Origin of the sequence: Bifidobacterium catenulatum subsp. kashiwanohense JCM 15439 = DSM 21854 (assembly GCF_001042615.1) — a bacterium.
In the GTDB taxonomy this organism is placed as follows: Bacteria; Actinomycetota; Actinomycetes; order Actinomycetales; family Bifidobacteriaceae; genus Bifidobacterium; species Bifidobacterium catenulatum.
The window spans coordinates 452,272-470,756 of the sequence record NZ_AP012327.1 but is presented as its reverse complement, the minus strand read 5'-3'; the positions used below and the strand labels follow the sequence as shown (position 1 = coordinate 470,756).

Here is an 18,485-nt window from a genome sequence, read left to right as displayed (position 1 = left end):
TCTTAAACTCAAAGGGTAAAAGTTTGCAACTTGCCCAATACTACACTGCTTCGGGGACGAACGCGCACAACCGCATTCATATGGTGGAAGCACACGCCTCTTTATTGGAAGATTAGATAAACCACAACCCTCATAGGCCACGACTAAATCATGCGTGCATCATGAGAGTCCAGTATCCGACCACCAAATGTCACAGCGGGAACTGCTGGTAGAAGCGACGCACCGAATCCTTGGCACCAGTGGCCTGGAACACCACGGTATCGTTACGCCAGACGGCGATGGCCTTGGTCTCATCGTTCGGATCGGTTTTGGCACTGTAGGCGCCGGTAGCCTCGCCGGAAACCTTCACATTGCCACTGCCCAGTTCCTTGCCGGTCATGGCACCGGTCAGATTGTCGTACTGGCTTTGCGCATCCTCGCCCTGGGACCACTGCGCCACTTCAAGAGTGACTTCCTGACCGTCCGTGCCGGTTGAATACGTCAGCGTGTACTCCTCAACCGGAGATGCGCCGCTCCAAGAAGTGCCGGCAGCGGCCTTGGTACGTGCGAAATTCAGTACGGCATCAGGCATGGCCTTCAGCAGTTCGCTGGCATCATCCGGCAAAGCCACCGCGTCGATGGACGGCGTGGTCGGCTCGGAGGCATCCTGCGACGCTCCCTGAGAAGTGGTGCCTTGGGAGCGCGCCTCGCCACCCTTGTTCAACGCCCAGCCGGGCCAAATAAAAGCGGATACCAAAGCGAGTACAACCACCAAAGCGGCGGCAACGACAGCCGCAATCAGCTTGCCATGGGAAGAGGAAGTTTGCGTATTAGACATGGCTGTTATTCTTTCACATCCGCAAGACGCTCAAATCCGGACGACACAATAGCGCAGCACCCCCGCATCAGCACCCCCTTAACATCGCGGCGAACACTTGTCTCAAAATATCCGTATTGTCGGCGGTATGGCAAAGACGTCCTCGCAATTTGTATGTTCCGAATGCGGCTGGAACGGCCCGAAATGGCTGGGCCGATGCCCCGAATGCGGCCAGTGGGGCACCATCGAGGAATTTCATGAGGCCCGTCCCGCCGCTTCGAAACGCACCGCGGCTCCCGGGCGCACATCGCGCACGCAATCGCATGCGGTGCCCGCTTCCACTGCGAAGCCCATCACGGAAATCGGCACGGAAAACATTTCCAGAATCAGCACGGGTTTCACGGAATTCAACCGCATACTCGGCGGCGGCATCGTACCCGGCTCCGTGACGCTCATCGCAGGCGAGCCGGGCATCGGCAAATCGACGCTGCTACTGGAAACCGCCGGCAACGTGGCCCGTCTTTGCGCGGCGCAACCGGAACGCAACACGGTGCTGTATATTTCCGGCGAGGAATCGCAGGCGCAGGTGCGTATGCGGGCATCACGCATAGGCGCGGTCGAGCCGAATCTGCTACTGGCCGCCACCACCGACCTGTCGACCGTGCTCGGACTGATCGAGCAAAGCAAGCCTGCGCTGGCCATCGTCGATTCCGCGCAGACCATCGTCTCGCAGGAAGTCGACGGAATTTCCGGAGGGTCGACGCAGGTGCGCGAAGTGGCGAGCGCCCTGATCGACACCGCAAAAACGCTTGATATTCCAGTATTACTGGTCGGTCATGTCACCAAAGACGGCTCGATTGCCGGTCCGCGCACGTTGGAGCATCTCGTTGATGTGGTCTGCCAGTTCGAAGGGGATGCTGAAACCGCGCTTCGCATGCTGCGCGCGGTGAAGAATCGTTTCGGTCCCACCGATGAGGTCGGCTGTTTCGATATGAGCGGCGAAGGCATCGAAGAGGTGACGGACCCGTCTGGGCTTTTTCTTTCGTCTTCCAATTCCGCCAGTTCCGCTCCGGTGGAGGGCACGTGCGTGACGTTCACGTTGGACGGCCACCGCAGCCTGCCCATCGAAGTGCAGTCGTTGGTCACCAAATCGGTATTGCCGACGCCTCGCCGTGCGGCGAATGGCGTGGATGCGAACCGCATCGCCATGCTGGTGGCGGTGCTATACAGGCATGGCAACGTCAATCTTCTGGCGAACGATCTCTATATTTCCACGATTGCCGGAGGTCAGGCACGCGAGCCGGGTTGCGATCTGGCGATTGTGGGCGCGTTGGCGAGCGCCGCGAAGTCGAAGGCGATCGGCCGCACCACGTGTGCGATCGGTGAGATTTCGTTGACCGGGCAGGTACGTCCGGTACCGCGACTGGAATACCGGTTGCGCGAGGCTGCCCGTCTTGGCTTCACCACCGCTGTAGTGCCGACATTACGTAGGGAAATCGCAATTCCCGGATTGTCGATCGTTCAGGTCGACACATTGCAGGATGCGCTTGGCGCCATGTTGCGGTAGCACACACCCTACATACCGTTTTCGCATGTATGTACGCGAAGCATACACATTATGTTATTTTTTAACCTATACTAGTGGGGCTCTTACGTAGATTCTTACGTAAGAGCCCCACTATTTTTTTGAATGCTGATACGTTTTTATCGAAAATATCAGCATTCATTAATCACTGTCATTATCGTAATTATTATTGTGATTAGAATCAGGCAGTAATTCGCTTGGTTTCCTCGACATTGCGCTTCAGCTCGTCGATCAGATCCTGTGCGGAATCGAACTTGATTTGCGGACGCAGGAATCCTGTAAATTCCACGCGCACCTGATGATCGTACAAATCAAGCCAATCGTCGGTGATGGCGTAAGCTTCGACCACGCGATCGTTCATTCCGGTCGCCTCGTTGAAGGTCGGCTTGGTGCCGATGGAAATCGCAGCGGGCCAACGATACGGCGAATGATCGGCAAGGCGGGCGTCAACGGAAGACGAGTCAAACTGTTGCGAAATACCATCGGACGCTGCTTCCGCATGGTCGCTCTCTGCAGTTTTCGACCCCAAGTCAACGAGCCAACCCGCATACACGCCGTCAACCGGCAGATAACCGGCCACATTGTCACTCAAATTCGCCGTCGGGAATCCAATGGTGCGTCCACGTTCCTCGCCGTGCACCACAATGCCTTCCACGGCGTGCGGATGCCCCAGAATCGCGTCGGCGTCTTTGATGCGTCCCTGGCCTAACAGGTAGCGCACGTTCGTGGAACTCCACACACGCACGGGCTTGGCTTGGTTCTTCTTGCTCCATGCGCGGCGTTCCGCCTTGGAAGCGCCTTCCAGCGGGTCTGTCGGCTCGCCGTGGCCGGTCGGCATAACCGGTTGGGCATTGGCTGGAACTCGGGTCTCTCCGGGACCTCGATCATCAACCACTTCAAGCTGGAACACGCCAGTAGCGAGCGCTAGATTCTCGATGGCTTTCACATCTCCGGCGCGATTTGCCCCCATGGCCGCGTCGGAGCCGAGCGCCAAAGTGCGCATACCCAGCTTGCCGACCATCTGGCCGAGGAAGAATCGGTATGATTTCGCTGCGAATGCCAGTGTGTAGTGCACGATGAGCGTGTAATCCACTCCCAGCTTGTTGATGGCGCGAAGACGTTCCTGCATGCTGGTGAGCGCTTGCGTGTCAACCATGTCGACTGGCGGCTCCTGACCGCCGTTCTTCGCCGCGTAACCGTGTACCAATGCAGGGCGCGGATCGAATAGCACCACCACGGAGAAGGACTGCTCCTTCTTGGCGAGTTCCACCACGCGGCGAATCACCGCCTGATGGCCCTGATGCATGCCATCGAACGAACCGATGGTCACCACGGATTTCTTATCGTTGCTCAGCGTAGGCCAATCCACCATGCCACTGGCATCAGGCGTGAGCGTGATTGTCTTCATCATGTCCTTCTTGTGTATGAATTCGTATCTGTAGTCTGATTGGATGGTTCAGTTGAATACCGCGACCGGTTTGGCCTCACCGCGTTTCGCACGTTCGAGGATAGCGACCAAATCGTTGGTTTCCTCAACGTACGCCGCCGTGGTCGTACGTACGTCATGCGCGATTCTGCGTCCGAAACGCAAGTCGGCCGCCTCTTGCTCGCTAACGGCCAGCATACTCATGGAAGCCGCGGCGCTGGCCACGGGATCGAGCGCATGATCGAGCGCATGATCGGCATCGTCAAGCACCGCACGATTGCGCGTCACTTCCATGCCTTCACGATTGGTGAATGTTTTGGATTCAGCGTGGGCGCTCATGACGTTGGGCATATTCACTGAGAATCTGCCGACGCGCGTGCGCCGCAACATCGTCAGGTGGCCTCCCAACCCGAGTTCCTCGCCCAGATCGCGTGCGAGCGCGCGAATGTAGGTGCCTGCGGAACAAGTCACGGTCACGTCGAGTTCCATAACGGGCTGCATGTCTTCATGCGGTGCAATGTTGGCAATCCATCCATCGCTTGCCTTCTCGGCCACGACTGCGCCAACAAGTTCCACGCCGGCACGATCGCTATGCGTGTAGCCGTAACGCACCTGCCGTACGTTGAACTCTTCGATGGTCACAGGACGTGCCTTAAGTTCCACATCCTTACCTTCGCGCGCTAGATCATAGGCGCGCTGACCGTTGACCTTAATGGCGGAGTAGACGTTCGGTACCTGTTCGATGCGCCCGGTAAACCGTTCTGCGATCAGCTGTTCCACAGCTTGACGTGAGGGAAAGCTCGCTGCCCACTCCCCCGGCAGCAACTCGCCTTCGGCATCGTCCGTGGTAGTGCGCTGCCCAAGGCGAATGGTGGCCTCGTACGTTTTGTTATGGTCGACAATGTAGTTGAGCAGTCGCGTGGCATTGCCGAATCCGACCACCAGCACGCCGGTGGCCATCGGATCGAGCGTGCCCGCATGCCCGACTCGTTTCATATGCAGGGCGCCGCGTACGGCCGCGACCACGTCATGGCTGGTGACGCCCTGCGGCTTGTCGATGACCAGCAGACCGGAATGTTCAGGCTTCTTCGTCATCGTCCCAATCTTCGACTTCGACGTCGTCATCGTCGAAATCATCGTCGTCATCCTCTTCCGGATGCTTGTACGGATCGGCTTCGCCCGCATACTGCGCGGTTTTGCGGGTTTTGGCGAGCTCTTCGTCACGCTTGCGCGCGATGGCGAGAATATCTTCGATTTCATGTGCTTCGCCCGGCACCTCGTCAAACACGAATTCGAGCTGCGGAGTCAGGCGCAGGCCGGCTTTAGTGCCCACGAGGGAACGCAGACGGCCCTTGGCTTGGTTCAACGCCTGCTGTGCGCGGCGACGCTCGCCCTGCTCGTGGCCTTCACGGCCAAGCTGGGTCCAGTAGACCTTGGCAATCTGCAGATCGTTGGTCACACGCACTTCGGTGATGGTCACGTTTGCGAGACGCTTGTCGTGCAGCTGCGCCTCCATGGAGGATGCGATCACACGTTGGATCAACGCCGCGATACGTGCGGCGCGAGGATTGGTTCCTGCCATTATCGTCCTTCAATCAGATGAATGTATCAGCTTAGTTTTTGAAATAAGTTCTTGTTGTATCGCGGAACGCCCGCAGCCGTATGTCAGCTGTGGGCGTTCCTTTCCTGTTATCGATCGCTGGTTCGAATCAATCGACTACTTACGTTCGATTTCCTGCATTTCGAAGGTCTCGATAATATCGCCAAGCTCGATATCGTTGAACGAACCGAGGTTGATACCCGCTTCGTAACCTTCCTTGACGGAAGTGACGTCGTCCTTGAAACGACGCAGCGAGGAAATCTCGAGATCGTTGACGGTTGCGATACCGTTGCGCAGAATACGGCACTTCGTACCGCGCTTGACTTCGCCGTCTTGCACCATGACACCCGCGATGTTGCCGAACTTGGAGGAACGGAAGATCTCGCGGATCTCGGAGTGGGAAGTAACGACCTCTTCGAATTCCGGCTTGAGCATGCCCTTGAGGGATGCCTCGATGTCTTCGATGGCCTTGTAGATGATCGAGTAGTACTTGATTTCCACGCCTTCGCGTTCGGCCAGATCCGCCACCTGACGGTTCGGGCGAACGTTGAAGCCGATGATGACGGCCTTGTCGACGGTAGCCAGGTTGACGTCATTCTGGGTGATGGCGCCGACGCCACGGTGGATCACCTGGATGCCGACCTCGTCGGACACTTCGATCTTCATCAAGGAATCTTCCAGCGCTTCGACAGAACCGGAGGAATCGCCCTTGATGACGATGTTGAGCATGTCGACTTCGGACTTGGCGAACTGCTCCTTGAGGCTTTCCAGAGACACGACCTTACGACGTTTGGCCAGCTGAGCGGCACGCTCAGTGGCCTGACGCTTCTCGGCAATCTGGCGTGCGGTACGGTCGTCGGAGGCCACCAGGAACAGGTCGCCTGCGGTCGGCACGGAGGTCAAGCCAAGCACCTGCACCGGAGTGGACGGCGCGGCTTCCTTCATGTGGTTGCCGTTCTCGTCAAGCATGGCGCGGACGCGTCCGTAGGAGGTGCCAGCGACGATGGAGTCGCCGATGTGCAGCGTACCGGACTGAACAAGCACGGTCGCCACGGCACCACGACCCTTGTCAAGTCGAGCTTCCACGGTGGCACCGCGAGCGTCCATATCCGGGTTAGCACGCAGATCAAGCTCAGCATCGGCGGTAAGAAGCACGGCTTCGAGCAGCTTGTCGACATTGGTGCCCTGCTTGGCGGAAATGTCAACGAACATGGTGCTGCCACCGTATTCTTCCGGCACGAGACCGTATTCAGTGAGCTGGCCGCGGACCTTGTCGGGGTTCGCTCCCTGCTTATCGATCTTATTGACGGCCACCACGATCGGCACGTTGGCCGCCTGCGCGTGGTTGATGGCTTCCACGGTCTGCGGCATTACGCCGTCATCTGCCGCGACCACGAGAATCGCGACGTCGGTGAGCTCGGCGCCACGGGCACGCATGGCGGTGAAGGCTTCATGGCCTGGGGTATCAAGGAACGTGATCTTACGCGGTTCGCCCTCAAGATCGACGGTCACCTGATATGCACCGATACGCTGGGTGATGCCACCGGCTTCACGTGCGATGACGTTGGTACGGCGAATGGTGTCGAGCAGTCGGGTCTTACCGTGATCGACATGGCCCATCACGGTAACGACCGGCGGACGCGGCTTCAGGTCCTCATCCTCCTGCAGCTCTTCCTCATCCAAGTCGATGTCGAACTGCTGCAGCAGCTCCTTGTCTTCCTCTTCGGCAGACACGATCTTGATATCCCAGCCGATTTCCTCGCCGAGAATCTGGAAGGTGGACTCGTCCAAGGACTGGGTTGCCGTGGCCATCTCACCAAGATGGAAGAGCACAGTGACCAAAGCAGCCGGATTGACATTGATCTTTTCGGCCAAATCGGCGAGGGATGCACCCTGACGCAGGCGAACGGTCTGGCCGTTGCCGGTAGGAATGCGCACACCGCCGATGACCGGGGCCTTCATCTCCTGGAATTCCTGACGCTTTGCCAGACGATTCTTACGGGCCTTCGAGGACTTGCCGCCCTGACGTCCGAATGCGCCTGCAGCACCGCCGCGACCGCGACCGCCGCCGCGTGCCGGACCGTTGCCCGGAGCGCTATTGCCACCCTGGAAACCGCCACCATTGGTATTGGAACCGCCACCGAAACGGTTGCCACCGCCTGCAGGGCGCTGACCGCCACCCTGACCCGGACGATGCTGGCCCCACTGGCCCGGCTTCGCACCGGTGCCCTGACCCGGACGACCGCGGAAACCACCACGCTGGCCGCCACCCTGACCCGGGCGGCCGCTACGACGGCCTTCGCCATTGTTGTTGGCGCTCGGACGGTTCATCGGATGCGGACGCGGAATGTCACCCGGTGTCGGGGTACGCATGCCCTGCTTGCGGCTGAACGGATTGTTGCCCGGACGCGGACCCGGAGTGTGCGGCTTCGCACCATTGGCGGCATTGTTGCCATTGCCGCCCTGCGGAGCATTGGTATTGTTGCGCTGTGCGCGAGGTCCCGGAACCGGAGCCGACTTGCCGCCCTGACGGCGTTCGCCCTGCGGACGCGGAGTGTTACCGTTGGCGCGATTGCCATGCTGGCGGGAATCACCCGGACGAGGCATGCGCTGGCCGGGCTTCGGGGCTTCGGACTTGGATGCTGCAGGACGTGCCGGCTTTGGAGCGGCAGGCTTTGCCGCGGATGCCGCAGGAGCAGCAGGAGTGGCGCGAGGCGCAGGAGTGGGCGAAGCCGCTGGGGCAACCGACTTCTTGGCCGGGGCCGCAGGCTTCTTGGATTCAGATGCGTTGCTCTGCGCGTTGGAAGCGAAAGCATTCCTCAGCTTACGGGCAACCGGAGGTTCAACGGTAGACGATGCAGACTTCACGAATTCGCCCATCGCCTCAAGTTTGTTCAAAACAGTCTTGCTGTCAACGCCAAGTTCCTTGGCAAGTTCATATACGCGTGCTTTCGGCACTCAATTTCTCCTATCTTGGGCCGCGCGCATACGAGCGCGACCGCTACTGATTCACGGCGAGCTTGTTCCTTCTCATCGTGCAACCATGTTCGTGATACCTCGTCTTTTCCCTGGGCATGACGGCATGAACCCCCACGCTTTGGATTATCGAGTCCAGCATACTCAAGCCCGTGGATTGAACGCCCACGGGCTTGCCGTTGCTGAAAGTGTTGGTTATTCGGCAGTTTCCTCACTGGTCGAAGCCTGCGCTTCTGCCATCTTCTTGGCGTGTGCCTCGGCGGATTCGATACCGATCTTCCATCCAGTCAGCTTGGCGGCCAAGCGTGCGTTCTGGCCTTCCTTGCCGATGGCAAGAGACAGCTGATCATCATGGATGAAGGCGATTGCGGTCTGGTTCTTCTCGCTGATCACCTGCACACCGGTGGCGACCGCCGGAGACAGCGCCGCGGCGACGAACTTCGCCGGATCGGCAGACCAGTCGACGATATCGATCTTTTCCGGTCCGAGATTCTCCATCACCGCACGCACACGAGCGCCGCCGGGGCCGATCAGGGCACCCTTCGGATTAACGCCTTCGGTGTTGGCTCGCACCGCGATCTTGGTGCGGGCACCGGCCTCACGCGCAATGGCCATAATCGACACGGCGCCGGAAACCAGTTCCGGAACCTCACGCTCGAACAGGCGGCGAACCAGCTCCGGATGGGAGCGGGACACTACGATTTCCGGGCCCTTGAGACCACGTGCAACATTCACCACATATACGCGGATGCGCTCACCGTGGCGGTAGCGTTCTCCCGGCACCTGCTCACGACGGGGCAGCAACGCCTCGACATCGCCAACGGCCACGTGCACATTGGAGGTGTCCTTCACGTCCTGCTGCACGATACCGGTGATCAGCTTACCTTTCTGTCCTGAGAACGCGCCGAACACCTTGTCGTCCTCGGCCTTGCGGAACAGCTGGCTGATCACCTGACGTGCGGTGGCTGCGGCCAAGCGGCCAAAGTCACGCGGAGTGTCATCGTATTCCTCGCCCAGAGTCGGCGCAGGGTGCGGATTATCCTCGGTCGGTTCGACCGGAATCTCGTCCTGAGCCCAAACGGTAAAGCTTCCGGCACGCGGATCAAGCTCCACACGAGCATGTTTCGCCGCGTGCGGCGTTTTCAGATATGCCAGTCGTAATGCTTCCGAGAGTGCGGCATCCAGCGTCTCGGGATCGATTCCCTGCCCAGCTGCGAGCTGGTGCATTCCTGCCAGGTCCAGTTCCATACTTCCAAGACCTCCTATATGAAGTTATTCCGAGCGCTCGGCCCAATGGTCACAGTCAGCTATTAGTCTAATGTTTCATGCAGACACGTTCCCCTCTTTTCCCTTCGGTCTCGTCGACCTCAAGACGCGTCTGCGTCTTGGCATGCATAGGCGTGCTTGTAGCGTCTCTGACTGCTTGCTCCGCACCCCGAATCGCGGGCCGCGCCGAGGCTGAACTGCAGCCAAGTCCTTGCGAGAAGGCGTATGCCGACGCGACCGCCAACGCCGACATCATGGCAGACAGGTCACGCCATATCATTATGCGCTATCTTGCCGCGCAGGAGGCGGTTTCAGATTGGGCAAACACCGCAGCTTACTGCCCTGCACGGTTCGCCGACGGCACGTTGCGCAGCGCGCAGGCCCGTCACACCGCCCGTTTGATGGCGGCGCAACTTACGATCAACATCGCACAGCCCACGCTGTCACGTTGCGACGGCATCGATTCGTTTGATATTGACGCGGATTCGCTTTCCGCCATGTCCGTTGCGGAAGATCAGGCCGGATTCGCAATGGGGGTTTTCGCGGCACGTTCCATCGGACATGCGACGCTCGATATCAGCGATCGTCATAAAACAACTTCGCAGCGGCTGATTTCCTTCTCTGGAGCTGAAGATACCCGTGCGAAAACCTATGATGTCGCGCAATTGCTCGCCCATCCCGATACTATTGTGGATTCCGCAACTGGATTGTTCGCACCGACCGACGCCGTCATTGAAATGAATTGCGCGCGCAGCGAAATCGCAGCCGTCACATCAAGTTCGAATTCGACGAACGACTCGGCGCAACCCCGCACGACCGCAGAAAACTCTTCAGATGATTCAAGGCAACAGTCTCTGGGCATACTTACCAGCATGATCGCCGACCGTGTGGACCTGGCTCTCACTTGGGGCTATCCATCATTCGACGAAGCATTGTTCGAATAGCGCACACCAACACACGCCAGTTCATACAACAACCTACGCGATACCTGCGCAACCACGAGCCTGACAACGTAACGCATCATCCATGCAGCTAAGACACGCCGAACAATCGCAGACATCGCAAAAATCTCATAGCTGAATTTGACAATCGCCAAAGCTGTGGCAGAATAATCAAGTTGCTTGTTTTCAAGCGGCGCAATGGATAAGTGTCCGAGCGGTCTAAGGAGCACGCCTCGAAAGCGTGTGAGGGCAAACCCCTCCGCGAGTTCGAATCTCGCCTTATCCGCAAGTAGAAAAACCGGAGCAACGACGCTTCGGTTTTTTTATTGCTTACAGCTCCTGTTCGTGCACGGAAGCGTTCACCCACTGATGCTGTTGCACGTTGCAACCGGAGAAAATACCGGTGTCGAGCATGCAGTCACGGTAATCACGGCCGTGCGCGATGGTGATGTAGTTGTCGTCGACCATACGGTTGTGTGTCGGATCAAGCCCAATCCAACGCTCGTTGTGGTACACCTCCACCCAAGTGTGCGTGGCACCCTCTCCACCCAACAATCCGGCGATATAACGCGCGGTGAGACCAACATGGCGGCACACCGATTACGGAATCCGGATTGAATGCGAACGGATCGAGATATTCGTCCGACAAGCGACGGTAGACCACGCCCACGCGATGTCTTTTGCCCGCATAATCAAGGAAATACACCTTGTTGTCAACCACTTCGAGATCTTCCGGGAACGCCAGCGCGGCACCGGTTTTCTCCGACAAATAGGCATGCTCGAAAAACGCGGAATCATATCGCCTTGGCGTCAGCACCACAACAATGCCTTCCGTGGAGACGAAATCCATGGACTTGTGCAGCAGACGAGGGTAATCGCGGTTATATCTCGTTTTTCCGTTTTTCTTGCGATTGCGTGATGTAGCCTTGCGATACGCTATTTGGTGCGATTGTATAGCGCGGTCTTCTGTGCAACTGTACAGTATGTGCTCTTACAAAGTACGTTTTGCACGAATCGCTTCGGCACGAATCGCCAACTGGTCGTCTTCCGGATATTCGATATGTTCGAGCGTCAATCCTTGCGGAGCGATCGGGCCAGTGCTGCCTTCACGCAACGGCGTCGCCATTTTTCCGGCGAACCAATCCAAGGAACGTTTACCGATACCGACCTGTACGCAACCGTTAACCAACGAACGCACCATATTGCGTGCGAATGCGTCGGCGACGATGGTGAAGCAGAGCAGTCCCGACTCCAAGGCGGGCGTTCGATACCGCTCCCCCATGGTGGCTCCGTCGTCGATAAGCGGATGCTGCGGTATGCGCCTCCAATACGCGGTTTTGACCTCTCGTATGGTGGTTCCTTCTGGATTGGGAGTTGCGAACGAGCCGAAATCATGCAAACCGATTGTCATTTCAGCAGCCTTGTTCATGGCGTCGATGTCAAGATTATCGTCGATATGCAGCACACTATTTCTGATACGTGGATCGATTTCGCTTGATCGGTCGGCAATACGATATACGTAAGTGCGTTCCAACGCGGAGAAGCGCGCGTCGAATCCTTCAGGAGCCTCTTTGATGGAACGAATGGCGATATCGTTCGGCAGCATGCGTTGCAGTCGTCGCGTCAACGCCATCACCGGTTCGACCTGCATATGCCCGACGCAACGTGCAAGCGTCTCCTCATTGATATCGAGATGGCAAACCTGGTGCGACGCGTGCACACCGGTATCAGTACGACCTGCGACGGTCAGGCGCAGCGGATCGTTGTCGTCGCCTTCCGGCACGCGCAGAATGGTATGCAGCACACGTTCGATTTCCCCCTGCACGGTGCGCATGTCAGGCTGTTTCGCCCATCCGTAAAAATCGGTGCCGTCATATGCCAAGTCGATACGTAATCTCACGGCAATGAGCATAACAAAAGGCGCATAACAACACATGACAACGCATAACAAAAAGGCTGGGAACCTTTCGATTCCCAGCCTTTTCATCAGCTAGTCAAGCCTGCTTGATGCCAATCACTCGGCGTTCTCTGCGGTGGCTTCCGGAGCCTCAACCGGTGCCTCTTCGACAACCGGAGCTTCTTCAGCGGCAACCTTGGTTGCAGCTTCGGCTTCCTTGACCACGGCCTGCTTCGGGCTCACCGGCTCGGTGACGAGCTCGATGATGGCTGCCGGAGCGGCATCGCCACGACGCGGAGCGATCTTGACGATGCGGGTGTAGCCACCTTCACGCTGCTCCATCTGCTCGGCGATCTCGGTGAACAGCTTGTGCACAACGGACTTGTTGCGGATGACACGCATCACGCGACGACGGCTGTGCAGATCACCACGCTTGGCGAGCGTGATCAGGCGCTCAGCCAGCGGACGAAGGCGCTTAGCCTTCGGCAGGGTGGTGGTGATGCGGCCGCGCTGGAACAGGCTGGTAGCCATGTTCGCGAGCATAAGACGCTCATGAGCCGGGCTGGAGGCCAGACGCGGACCCTTCTTTGGTGTAGGCATTGTTTCTCCTTGAAAGCCCCGTTGGATTCAGGTGGGCAATCGCCCGAACATCCGAATCCAACGAAGCGGTTAGGTCAAAGGCGGCGAATCACTCGTCTTCCGGCGAGAAGAAGGTGCCACCTTCGAGGTTGTTGGTATCGAAGTTGCCCAGCGGGGAAGCCTTGAGAGCCAGACCCAAGGACTGGAGCTTTTCCTTGACTTCGTCGATGGACTTCATACCGAAATTGCGGATGTCGAGCAGATCCTGCTCAGTGTGGGCGACCAGCTCGCCAATCGTGTGGATGCCTTCACGCTTCAGGCAGTTGTAGCTGCGCTGGGTGAGGTTGAGATCCTCGATCGGAACAGCCATCTCCGGGTTGGTTTCCTCTGCCACCGGGGCAGGTCCAACCTCGACGCCCTCAGCCTGGGTGTTAAGCTCACGGCACAGACCGAAGAGTTCCACCAGGGTGGAGCCTGCGGATGCGACTGCATCGCGCGGGGAGATTGCCGGCTTGGTCTCCACGTCCAGGATGAGCTTGTCGAAGTCAGTGCGCTGTTCAACGCGGGTGGCTTCCACACGATAGCTCACCTTGAGCACCGGGGAGTAGATCGAGTCGACCGGAATACGACCGATCTCGGCGTTATCCTGCTTGTTCATCTGGGCAGGCACATAGCCGCGACCACGCTCGACGGTGAACTCGATTTCGAGTTCGCCATCTTCCGCGAGGGTTGCGATATGCATATCCGGGTTGGCGATGGTGACGCCGGCCGGAGGGGTGATGTCACCCGCGGTGGCCTCGCCCTTGCCGCTCTTGCGCAGATACATGACAACCGGCTCATCGTATTCGCTGGTGAGCACGATGCCCTTGATGTTCAGCAGGATCTCGGTAACGTCCTCTTCAACACCCGGCAGAGTGGTGAACTCGTGCGGGACGCCGGAGATACGCACCGAAGTCACAGCCGCTCCAGGGATGGAGCTCAGGAGGGTGCGGCGCAGCGAGTTGCCAAGCGTGTAACCGAAACCAGGCTCGAGAGGCTCGATGGTGAAGCGGGAACGCTGAGGGTTGAGAGATTCCTCGGTAAGTGTCGGACGCTGTGCGATAAGCACTGTGGTTATCCTTTCAGCTTCAGGCCGGTGGTGCACTCACCGGCCATAAGCGGCGTTGGATTGATGATTTCTTCTAGTGCTCAGACGCGACGGCGCTTCGGAGGACGAACGCCGTTGTGTGCCTGCGGGGTGACGTCGGTGATGGAACCGACTTCGAGTCCGGCGGACTGCAGGGAACGGATAGCGGTTTCACGACCGGAACCCGGACCCTTCACGAACACGTCGACCTTCTTCAGACCGTGCTCCATAGCCTTGCGAGCTGCGGATTCAGCGGCCATGCCAGCGGCGTACGGCGTGGACTTGCGGGAGCCCTTGAAGCCGACATCGCCACCGGACGCCCAGGACACAACTGCGCCGGACGGGTCGGTGATCGAAATGATGGTGTTGTTGAAAGTGGACTTGATGTGCGCCTGCCCAACCGGGACCGACTTACGGTCGCGGCGACGCGGCTTGCGCGCGGCTTGCTTTTGAGCTGCCATTGACCCTCGTTTCCTAATAACGAATTTGCTTTGTTGTTCAGGCGATGAAACTTACGTCTCGTGGTCTGAACTGACAGCCACCGATTACTTGGTGGCCTTCTTCTTTCCGGCGACCGTACGCTTCGGGCCCTTGCGGGTACGTGCATTGGTCTTGGTGCGCTGACCGCGCACAGGAAGTCCCTTACGGTGACGCTGGCCTTGGTAGCAGTTGATCTGAATCTTACGACGGATATCCGCATCGATTTCACGACGCAGATCGCCCTCGATCTTGTAGTTACCCTCGAGGTAGTCACGCAGCGTGATCAGCTGCTCATCCGTCAGATCCTTGACGCGAATATCCGGGTTGATACCGGTCGCGGCAAGCGTTTCCTTGGCACGAGTACGACCCACACCAAAGATGTAGGTGAGGGCGATCTCGATGCGCTTCTCATTGGGGATGTCGACTCCGGCAAGACGTGCCATTGCGATTCCTTCTGTTTTCCGCAGGTCTTGCACCGAGTCGTCCGGTTTCCCGGCCCGGGCCTGCGTACCCGGGGTTCATATCGCTTGCGCGATCTGTGACTCAGCGCCTGTACTGATTGTGCCGCTGGATCTACTCTCAGCCCTGGCGCTGCTTGTGGCGCGGGTTGACGCAGATCACCATGACGCGGCCGTGACGACGGATCACGCGGCAATTCTCGCAGATCCTCTTCACACTAGGGCTGACCTTCATGGTTTTCCTTTGCTTATGTACCTTACTTGTAACGGTACGTAATACGGCCGCGGTTCAGATCGTAAGGGCTCATTTCAAGCACAACACGATCCTGTGGCAGAATGCGGATGTAGTTCTTCCTCATCTTGCCCGAGATGGTTGCGAGCACGATATGCTTGTTCTCGAGTTCAACGCGGAACATCGCGTTCGGCAGTGCTTCCACTACCTGTCCTTCGACTTCAATCACACCGTCTTTAGCCATGAGCCTCGTTCCGTTCTTTGGCGATTACTATGCGTGCCCGAAGACACACCAACTTGCAAGAATACACGAAAACGGGAATTACGGCACATTCGGCGTGTCGCAATTCCCGTTTTCGATTGATCTGTGGTATTTTATTGGGCTTTCTTATCTATGCATATGCTTCGAATCAGCCCAATCCTCAGCTATTTCAGCCGAGTTCAGCCACGATGGTGGACTGGATCTCTTCGACGGAACCGACGCCGTTGAAGGTCTTCAGCAGGCCACGCTCTTCGTAGGTTGTCAGCAACGGAGCGGTTTCCTTCGCGTATACGTCGAGGCGCTTGGCAATTGCTTCCGGAGTGTCGTCGGAGCGACCTTCGATCTCGGCGCGCTTCTTCATGCGCTCCATAAGCACGTCATGGTCGGCGTCGAGAGCCACCACTGCGTCCAGCGGAGTGTTCAGATCGGCGAGGATGGCGTCCAGTGCTTCGACCTGGGAGGCGTTGCGCGGGTAGCCGTCAAGAATCCAACCGTTCTTGGCATCGTCCATGGCCAAGCGATCCTTGACGATCTTGTTGGTCAGCTCGTCAGGAACCAGTTCGCCTTTATCGATGTATTTCAGTGCCTCAACGCCAAGTTCGGTCTTGTTCTTAATGTTGTAGCGGAAGATATCGCCGGTGGAGATCGCCGGAATACCGTAGTGCTCGCTCAGCAGAGCAGCCTGGGTGCCCTTGCCGACGCCCTGAGGTCCCATGATCAGCAGTCGCATGTTATTCTCCGTTTCATTTGGCCTCTTTCGAGGCTTTCTGATTTTCGATTGGTTACATGAAAATCGTGATACCGCCTCACGTCGAAACGGTATCACGATTTTGAGGCTTTACTTGCCTTCCTTGTGGTCAGTGCCCTCGAACAGGAATCCAGCGTACTGGAACTGTTCGGTCTGGGCCTTGGCCTGGCGCAGGGTGTCGAGGCCGACGCCTGCGATGATCAGGATGGTGGTGCCGCCGAACGGCAACTTGGTGTTGAGGTCAAGCGCCATGATGAGCACGGTCGGAATAAGCGCCACGAATAGCAGATACACGGCACCGACGGTGTTGAGCCTGTTCATCACGTAGCTCAGATAACGGCTGGTGGCGCTGCCTGCACGGATTCCCGGAATGAAGCCGCCGTACTGCTTCATGTTGTCTGCGGTCTCGTCCGGGTTGAAGGTGATTTCCGTGTAGAAGAAGCAGAAGAACACGATCATCAACGCGTACAGTGCGATGTACCACACGGAAGTGGTGTTGGCCAGGTTGGAGTTAATCCACTTGACCCAGGACTGGTCAGATTTGCCGAACTGTGCGATCAGGGTCGGGATGGCCAGAATGGAGGACGCGAAGATCGGCGGAATAACGCCGCTCATATTGATCTTCAGCGGCAGATAGGTAGAGGATCCGCCGTACATCTTGCGGCCAATCATACGACGGGTGTACTGCACCGGAATACGACGCTGGGAAAGCTCGACGTAGATGACGAGGATCATGATAACCAACAGTACGCCGACGACCGCGGCGAACTTCGCCCAATTGCCATCGGTGCCTTTGGTGCCCCAACCGATCTCCCACAACTGCGGCAGGAAGCCGGAACAGATGGACATGAAGATAAGGATGGACATACCCTGGCCAAGACCCTTATCGGTGATCAATTCGGCCATCCACATGATCAGGCCCGTACCACCGGTCATGATCAGCACCATGACCACGAGGTTCCAGACGGAACCGTCAGGCACGACCTGGGAGCACTGATAGTTGAACAGGGCACCGGAGCGGGCGGTCACCAGAATGGTGGTGGACTGCAGCACAGCGAGGCCAATGGTCAGGTAACGGGTATACTGGGTCAGCTTGGCTTCACCAGACTGGCCTTCCTTATGCAGCGCCTCAAAGCGGGGAATGACCACGCGGAGCAGCTGGATGACGATAGATGCCGTGATGTACGGCATGACGCCTAGCGCGAAGATCGACAGCTGCAACATTGCGCCGCCAGAGAAGAGGTTCACCAGACCAATGAAGTTCTCGGAGGTGCTGTTCATCGAGCCGACGCACTGCTGGACCACCTTGTAGTCGACACCTGGGGTCGGAATGAACGAACCAATACGATAAATGATGATGATACCAAGAGTGAAGAGGATCTTGTTCCTCAACTCCTTGGTTTTCAAGGCCTGGATTAACGTCCTCACCTGGGATTCCTTCCATCGACGTGCGCGCCGGCGCACCCGTGCAAAAACAGACTCTACCGGTCGAGTCTAGCGTACGGCGTCTACCTACACATGGAGTGTTCCATTGTCGGTTTTCATTAGATCTCTGGGCACTGTTTTTCGATCCCCGTACTGGACCGAAAAAACGAAGTGAGGCCTCCCCCGCCCCAGCGGGAGAAGCCTCACTTACGAGCTTAAGTCAGCTACATTCCGTGGAATCAGTCCTCGGAGATGGAGCCGCCGGCAGCCTCAATCTTGGACTTGGCAGAAGCGGAAGCCTTGACACCCTTGATGGTGTAGGCAGCCGAAACCTCGCCGTCGCCCAGGACCTTGACCGGGTAGCCGTCACGCACGGCACCCTTGGCAACCAAATCGGCAACGGTAATCTCGCCACCCTGCGGGAACAGTTCCGCAAGAGCTGCGACGTTGACGACCTGATATTCCTTCTTGAACGGGCTCTTGAAGCCACGCAGCTTCGGAAGGCGCATGTACAGCGGCAGCTGGCCACCTTCGAAGCCCGGGCGAACCTGATAGCGCTTCTTGGTACCCTTGTCGCCACGGCCCGAGGTCTTACCCTTGGAGCCTTCACCACGACCGACGCGAATGCGATCCTTCTTGGCGCCCGGAGCCGGCTTCAGGTCATGCATCTGCAGAATATCTGCCATAA

Annotated in this window: 18 protein-coding genes, 1 tRNA gene and 2 pseudogenes; 3 read left to right on the top strand and 18 right to left on the bottom strand. The window is 58.0% G+C overall.

The window, feature by feature from the left end; genetic code table 11:
- Positions 1-190 precede the first annotated feature (190 nt).
- The gene (locus BBKW_RS01975; protein ID WP_033500851.1) at positions 191-817 is read right to left on the bottom strand and encodes a hypothetical protein; all 627 of its coding nucleotides are present in this window, start codon (positions 815-817) and stop codon (positions 191-193) included.
- A 127-nt stretch (positions 818-944) separates the two neighbouring features.
- Between BBKW_RS01975 and radA the strand changes: the two genes are divergently transcribed.
- Positions 945-2,363 carry a DNA repair protein RadA gene (gene radA / locus BBKW_RS01970; RefSeq protein ID WP_033500850.1) on the top strand — a complete coding sequence of 473 codons (1,419 nt, stop codon included), beginning with the start codon at positions 945-947 and terminating at the stop codon, positions 2,361-2,363.
- Positions 2,364-2,562: 199 nt separating this feature from the next.
- Here radA and ribF read toward each other — a convergent pair whose 3' ends face one another.
- The 5 genes from ribF to nusA form a co-directional block, all read right to left on the bottom strand.
- The gene (gene ribF, locus BBKW_RS01965; protein WP_033500849.1) at positions 2,563-3,789 is read right to left on the bottom strand and encodes a bifunctional riboflavin kinase/FMN adenylyltransferase; all 1,227 of its coding nucleotides are present in this window, start codon (positions 3,787-3,789) and stop codon (positions 2,563-2,565) included.
- A 48-nt stretch (positions 3,790-3,837) separates the two neighbouring features.
- Complete coding sequence (gene truB, locus BBKW_RS01960) at positions 3,838-4,902, bottom strand: tRNA pseudouridine(55) synthase TruB (RefSeq protein ID WP_033500848.1); 1,065 nt, start codon at positions 4,900-4,902, stop codon at positions 3,838-3,840.
- The gene (gene rbfA, locus BBKW_RS01955) at positions 4,886-5,389 is read right to left on the bottom strand and encodes a 30S ribosome-binding factor RbfA (RefSeq protein ID WP_004220007.1); all 504 of its coding nucleotides are present in this window, start codon (positions 5,387-5,389) and stop codon (positions 4,886-4,888) included. Before rbfA ends, truB begins: the two co-directional genes overlap by 17 nt.
- A 135-nt stretch (positions 5,390-5,524) precedes the next feature.
- A complete protein-coding gene (gene infB, locus BBKW_RS01950; protein WP_033500847.1) occupies positions 5,525-8,365 on the bottom strand; it encodes a translation initiation factor IF-2 in 2,841 nt (946 codons plus the stop codon).
- Positions 8,366-8,578: 213 nt separating this feature from the next.
- On the bottom strand, positions 8,579-9,631 hold the full coding sequence (nusA, locus tag BBKW_RS01945) for a transcription termination factor NusA (RefSeq protein ID WP_003835972.1): 1,053 nt from the start codon (positions 9,629-9,631) through the stop codon (positions 8,579-8,581).
- Positions 9,632-9,783: 152 nt separating this feature from the next.
- Between nusA and BBKW_RS01940 the strand changes: the two genes are divergently transcribed.
- Both BBKW_RS01940 and BBKW_RS01935 read left to right on the top strand, forming a co-directional pair.
- Positions 9,784-10,593, top strand: coding sequence for a hypothetical protein (locus tag BBKW_RS01940; protein WP_193786580.1), 810 nt, complete (start codon positions 9,784-9,786; stop codon positions 10,591-10,593).
- A 197-nt stretch (positions 10,594-10,790) separates the two neighbouring features.
- Positions 10,791-10,876: transfer RNA gene (locus tag BBKW_RS01935), tRNA-Ser, on the top strand.
- Positions 10,877-10,920: 44 nt separating this feature from the next.
- On the opposite strand, the pseudogene BBKW_RS01930 reads toward BBKW_RS01935, so the two are convergent.
- The 12 genes and pseudogenes from BBKW_RS01930 to rplO form a co-directional block, all read right to left on the bottom strand.
- Positions 10,921-11,190 (bottom strand): annotated as a pseudogene (locus BBKW_RS01930) (transglutaminase domain-containing protein); the annotation flags it as partial.
- Positions 11,180-11,485 (bottom strand): annotated as a pseudogene (locus BBKW_RS10035) (circularly permuted type 2 ATP-grasp protein); the annotation flags it as partial. The pseudogenes BBKW_RS10035 and BBKW_RS01930, both read right to left, overlap by 11 nt.
- A 96-nt stretch (positions 11,486-11,581) precedes the next feature.
- Positions 11,582-12,502 (bottom strand): tRNA pseudouridine(38-40) synthase TruA, encoded by a 921-nt coding sequence (truA, locus tag BBKW_RS01920; protein WP_033500844.1) that lies wholly within the window; start codon positions 12,500-12,502, stop codon positions 11,582-11,584.
- Between the two features lie 102 nt (positions 12,503-12,604).
- Positions 12,605-13,087, bottom strand: coding sequence for a 50S ribosomal protein L17 (gene rplQ, locus BBKW_RS01915; protein WP_033500843.1), 483 nt, complete (start codon positions 13,085-13,087; stop codon positions 12,605-12,607).
- A gap of 88 nt (positions 13,088-13,175) precedes the next feature.
- Complete coding sequence (locus tag BBKW_RS01910) at positions 13,176-14,174, bottom strand: DNA-directed RNA polymerase subunit alpha (protein ID WP_003835980.1); 999 nt, start codon at positions 14,172-14,174, stop codon at positions 13,176-13,178.
- A gap of 80 nt (positions 14,175-14,254) precedes the next feature.
- Positions 14,255-14,653, bottom strand: a complete 399-nt coding sequence (rpsK, locus tag BBKW_RS01905; RefSeq protein WP_003808141.1) for a 30S ribosomal protein S11 — start codon at positions 14,651-14,653, stop codon at positions 14,255-14,257.
- 84 nt (positions 14,654-14,737) lie between these two features.
- Positions 14,738-15,115 carry a 30S ribosomal protein S13 gene (rpsM, locus tag BBKW_RS01900; protein WP_003808138.1) on the bottom strand — a complete coding sequence of 126 codons (378 nt, stop codon included), beginning with the start codon at positions 15,113-15,115 and terminating at the stop codon, positions 14,738-14,740.
- Between the two features lie 136 nt (positions 15,116-15,251).
- Complete coding sequence (gene rpmJ, locus BBKW_RS01895) at positions 15,252-15,365, bottom strand: 50S ribosomal protein L36 (RefSeq protein ID WP_003808136.1); 114 nt, start codon at positions 15,363-15,365, stop codon at positions 15,252-15,254.
- Positions 15,366-15,387: 22 nt separating this feature from the next.
- Complete coding sequence (infA, locus tag BBKW_RS01890) at positions 15,388-15,606, bottom strand: translation initiation factor IF-1 (RefSeq protein ID WP_003808114.1); 219 nt, start codon at positions 15,604-15,606, stop codon at positions 15,388-15,390.
- A 187-nt stretch (positions 15,607-15,793) separates the two neighbouring features.
- Positions 15,794-16,354: an adenylate kinase gene (locus BBKW_RS01885; protein ID WP_004220017.1), complete on the bottom strand. Its 561-nt coding sequence runs from the start codon at positions 16,352-16,354 to the stop codon at positions 15,794-15,796.
- A gap of 108 nt (positions 16,355-16,462) precedes the next feature.
- On the bottom strand, positions 16,463-17,800 hold the full coding sequence (gene secY / locus BBKW_RS01880; protein WP_003835983.1) for a preprotein translocase subunit SecY: 1,338 nt from the start codon (positions 17,798-17,800) through the stop codon (positions 16,463-16,465).
- A 236-nt stretch (positions 17,801-18,036) separates the two neighbouring features.
- Positions 18,037-18,483, bottom strand: coding sequence for a 50S ribosomal protein L15 (gene rplO / locus BBKW_RS01875; protein ID WP_003835984.1), 447 nt, complete (start codon positions 18,481-18,483; stop codon positions 18,037-18,039).
- Positions 18,484-18,485 lie beyond the last annotated feature (2 nt).

What these genes read in the sequence shown, in the direction of transcription:
- BBKW_RS01975 (WP_033500851.1), bottom strand. Translation starts at nt 817, where the DNA reads ATGTCTAATACGCAAACTTCCTCTTCCCATGGCAAGCTGATTGCGGCT.
- radA (WP_033500850.1), top strand. Translation starts at nt 945, where the DNA reads ATGGCAAAGACGTCCTCGCAATTTGTATGTTCCGAATGCGGCTGGAAC.
- ribF (WP_033500849.1), bottom strand. Translation starts at nt 3,789, where the DNA reads ATGAAGACAATCACGCTCACGCCTGATGCCAGTGGCATGGTGGATTGG.
- truB (WP_033500848.1), bottom strand. Translation starts at nt 4,902, where the DNA reads ATGACGAAGAAGCCTGAACATTCCGGTCTGCTGGTCATCGACAAGCCG.
- rbfA (WP_004220007.1), bottom strand. Translation starts at nt 5,389, where the DNA reads ATGGCAGGAACCAATCCTCGCGCCGCACGTATCGCGGCGTTGATCCAA.
- nusA (WP_003835972.1), bottom strand. Translation starts at nt 9,631, where the DNA reads ATGGAACTGGACCTGGCAGGAATGCACCAGCTCGCAGCTGGGCAGGGA.
- truA (WP_033500844.1), bottom strand. Translation starts at nt 12,502, where the DNA reads ATGCTCATTGCCGTGAGATTACGTATCGACTTGGCATATGACGGCACC.
- rplQ (WP_033500843.1), bottom strand. Translation starts at nt 13,087, where the DNA reads ATGCCTACACCAAAGAAGGGTCCGCGTCTGGCCTCCAGCCCGGCTCAT.
- rpsK (WP_003808141.1), bottom strand. Translation starts at nt 14,653, where the DNA reads ATGGCAGCTCAAAAGCAAGCCGCGCGCAAGCCGCGTCGCCGCGACCGT.
- rpsM (WP_003808138.1), bottom strand. Translation starts at nt 15,115, where the DNA reads ATGGCACGTCTTGCCGGAGTCGACATCCCCAATGAGAAGCGCATCGAG.
- rpmJ (WP_003808136.1), bottom strand. Translation starts at nt 15,365, where the DNA reads ATGAAGGTCAGCCCTAGTGTGAAGAGGATCTGCGAGAATTGCCGCGTG.
- infA (WP_003808114.1), bottom strand. Translation starts at nt 15,606, where the DNA reads ATGGCTAAAGACGGTGTGATTGAAGTCGAAGGACAGGTAGTGGAAGCA.
- BBKW_RS01885 (WP_004220017.1), bottom strand. Translation starts at nt 16,354, where the DNA reads ATGCGACTGCTGATCATGGGACCTCAGGGCGTCGGCAAGGGCACCCAG.
- rplO (WP_003835984.1), bottom strand. Translation starts at nt 18,483, where the DNA reads ATGGCAGATATTCTGCAGATGCATGACCTGAAGCCGGCTCCGGGCGCC.